This window comes from Streptomyces sp. SID10853 (genome assembly GCF_010548145.1).
GTDB lineage: Bacteria > Actinomycetota > Actinomycetes > Streptomycetales > Streptomycetaceae > Streptomyces.
In genome coordinates this window covers 1-3,022 of record NZ_JAAGLN010000415.1, presented here as the reverse complement: position 1 = coordinate 3,022, position 3,022 = coordinate 1, and the positions used below count along the sequence as shown (strand labels likewise).

4 protein-coding genes are annotated in these 3,022 nt (G+C 72.8%); 1 reads left to right on the top strand and 3 read right to left on the bottom strand.

The features are described from left to right. Positions 1-437: 437 nt before the first annotated feature. The 3 genes from G3I19_RS35715 to G3I19_RS35705 form a co-directional block, all read right to left on the bottom strand. Complete coding sequence (locus G3I19_RS35715) at positions 438-677, bottom strand: chaplin (RefSeq protein ID WP_164267837.1); 240 nt, start codon at positions 675-677, stop codon at positions 438-440. A gap of 133 nt (positions 678-810) precedes the next feature. Further along, on the bottom strand, positions 811-1,470 hold the full coding sequence (locus G3I19_RS35710) for a response regulator transcription factor (RefSeq protein ID WP_164267836.1): 660 nt from the start codon (positions 1,468-1,470) through the stop codon (positions 811-813). Continuing rightward, positions 1,463-2,614, bottom strand: a complete 1,152-nt coding sequence (locus tag G3I19_RS35705) for a GAF domain-containing sensor histidine kinase (RefSeq protein ID WP_164267835.1) — start codon at positions 2,612-2,614, stop codon at positions 1,463-1,465. Before G3I19_RS35705 ends, G3I19_RS35710 begins: the two co-directional genes overlap by 8 nt. 212 nt (positions 2,615-2,826) lie before the next feature. Between G3I19_RS35705 and G3I19_RS35700 the strand changes: the two genes are divergently transcribed. After that, positions 2,827-3,022 (top strand): SDR family NAD(P)-dependent oxidoreductase (locus tag G3I19_RS35700; RefSeq protein ID WP_164267834.1); only part of this gene is annotated, 196 nt, incomplete at its 3' end.

Sequence of the window (3,022 nt, the reverse complement as noted above, 5' to 3'; positions counted from 1 at the left end):
CCGGGCGGCGCGGTGAGCGCGTCGGAGATGGCGGCGCGGGGGAACGCGCTGCGGCCGGTGGAGCGGGTGGCACGGCGGGCGCAGGTGGCCGCGTACAACGCGTATGTGGAGGAGCGGGAACGCGGCTGACGTGATCGCCCGCGCGGTGGAGGCGGTGCGGTGCGGTGGAGGTGCTGCGGTGGAGGCGCTGCGGTGGAGGCGCTGCGGTGGCGTCTCTCCGCACGTGTCCGGAGCGGAGGAACAGCCCCCGGCGCGGTGTCGGCGAGACGGCGAGGCGGCGAGGCGGCGAGGCGGCGAGGGGCAGTCCCCCGGCGCGCTCTCCCGCTGAGCGGAGCGGGCAGCTGCCTCCCGGCCGGCCCGCTATACCGCCATCCCGAAGCGCCGAACGGCCCCCTGCACCGTGTGCGGGGGGCCGTCGGCCGCTGGCCGTGGTGCGGTCAGCCGTTGATGCCGTGGTTGGCGAAGGCCGGGTTCAGGAGGCCGATGACGGAGACGGTGTTGCCGACGGCGTTCACCGGGACGTGCACCGGGGCCTGCACCACGTTTCCGGAGACGACTCCGGGCGAGCTGGTCGCCGCACCCGAGGCGTGCGAGGCGGCGGACGCCGCACCGGCTCCGGCGGCGAGGACGCCACCGGCGACGAGGGTGACGGCAGCGGCCTTCTTCAGGTTCTTCATTTCAGGATCCTCCTAGCTGGCTGCGGCCGGCGCCGCAGCACGCATGGAGAACGGCCCACACTCCATCCGGATACGCCATGTGGGTGGCTTACACCCGACGGTATGAATCTCACACCGGAATATGACGGTCCGCTCAATCCGCCGCCCCGTTCCGTACCGCCCAGAGCGCCGCCTGAGTCCGGTCCGCCAGGTCCAGTTTCATCAGGATGTTCGACACATGCGTCTTGACGGTCTTCTCGGAGAGGACCAGCGCCCGGGCGATCTCGCGGTTGGAACGGCCGTCGGCGATCAGCCCGAGGACCTCCCGTTCCCGCTCGGTCAGCGCGGTGCCCCTCCCCTGCCCGCCGCCGGGCTCCTGGGAGAGCAGCGCGCCGGCCACTTCGGGCTGGAGGAGTACGTGCCCGGCGTGGACCGAGCGGATGGCGTCGGCCAGCGCGTCCGGGTCGACGTCCTTGTATACGTAGCCCGAGGCCCCGGCACGCAGGGCGGGGACCACCGTGCGCTGCTCGGTGAAGCTGGTGACCACCAGCACCCGCGCCGGATTGGCCAGCTCCCGGAGCCTGCGCAGCGCCTCGATACCGTCCATGCCCGGCATCTTGATGTCCATCAGGACGATGTCGGGGCGCAGCTCCTCGGCGGCGGCCACTCCTTGCTCCCCGTCCGGTGCCTCGCCCACGACCTCGATGTCGTCCTGGATCTCCAGAAAGGTGCGCAGGCCCCGTCTGACCACCTGGTGGTCGTCGACGAGCAGGACGCGGATGGCCGCCTTCGGCCTGGGTGCGGTGTCAGCCACCGGGCACCTCCATCTCGATCGTGGCGCCCTCCCCGGGCGCCGATTCCACCCGGAGCCGGCCTCCGACGCCGCTCGCCCGGTCCCGCATGGAGACCAGCCCGAGGTGCCGGCCGGCCCGTCGGACGGCCGAGGGCTCGAATCCGGTGCCGTCGTCGGTGATCCGCAGGACCGCGCCGGGTCCGCGCCGCCGGCTCTCCAGTACGACATCGATCCGCCCGGCGCCCGAGTGGCGCAGGGCATTGTGCAGTGCCTCCTGGGCCACTCGCAGCAGCGCCTCCTCCTGGGCGGCGGGCAGCGCCCGCACCTGCCCGCTGCGGAAGGTGACGTGGGGGGTGTGCGCGCGGTCGAGGACCTGGATGTGCGTGCGGAGCGTGTGGACCAGGCCGTCTTCGTCGAGGGCGGCGGGGCGCAGCTCCACGACGGCGGCGCGGAGTTCGTCGGCGGCCTCCGCCGCGAGGTCGGCGACCTGCTGGAGCTCGCCCTTGGCACGGGCCGGGTCGCGGTCCACGAGCGTGGCTGCGGCCTGGGCCGTCAGCCGCAGGGAGAAGAGTTTCTGGCTGACCGCGTCGTGGAGTTCGTGCGCGAGCCTGGAGCGTTCCTCGGCGATGGTGAGCTCGCGGCTGCGCTCGTAGAGGCGGGCGTTGGTGAGGGCGATGGCGGCGTGCTGGGCCAGTATCGTCAGCAGCTCCTCGTCCTCCTCGGTGAATCCGCAGCCGCCGGTGGGCCTGGGGCAGCGCTTGTTGGCGAGGAAGAGCGCGGCGATCGTCTCGTCGCCGTCGCGGACGGGCAGGCCCAGGAAGTCCGACATGTCGGGGTGCGTGGACGGCCAGCCGCCGAAGCGTGGGTCCTGGCGTACGTCGTCGAGGCGCTGGGGTTTCTCGTCGTGCAGCATCGCGGCGAGGATGCCGTGCTGGCGCGGGAGCGGGCCGATGGCCTTCCACTGGGCGTCGCTGACGCCGTCCACCACGAACTGGGCGAAGCCGCCGTGGTCGTCGGGGACCCCGAGCGCGGCGTACTCGGCGTCCAGCAGTTCACGTGCCGAGACCACGATCGTCTTGAGGACGTCGCGGACCTCCAGGTGTCTGCTCATGGCGAGCAGCGCGGTGCTCACCGCTGACAGGCCGGACGCGGGTCGATGGGACATGGCCACACCGTACCGGCGGGTCGGCCGGACCGTATCGGGCTGTGGACAACTCGGGCCCGGTCCTTCGGAACCAGGTCAGGGGGGGCGTGAGGACTAGGCCGAAGTGCCTTTGAAGCCGGGGCCCGCGGACGAGGTGCGGGGCGGGGGCGCGTTCCTACGTTGGTGGCTCGAAGCGGGAGAACCGACGGACCACCGACGGAAGAGGGTGTGTCATGGCCGTGGCAGTCATCACGGGCGGATCGAAGGGGCTGGGGCGGGCGCTCGCGGAGGGGCTCGCCGAGCGGGGCTGGGATCTGGTGATCAGCGCGCGGACCGGTGAGGCGCTGGACGCCTCCGCGCGGGAACTGGCGGTGCACGGCACCCGGGTCGTGGCCGTGCCGGGGGATGTCGCCGACGCCGCGCACCGGG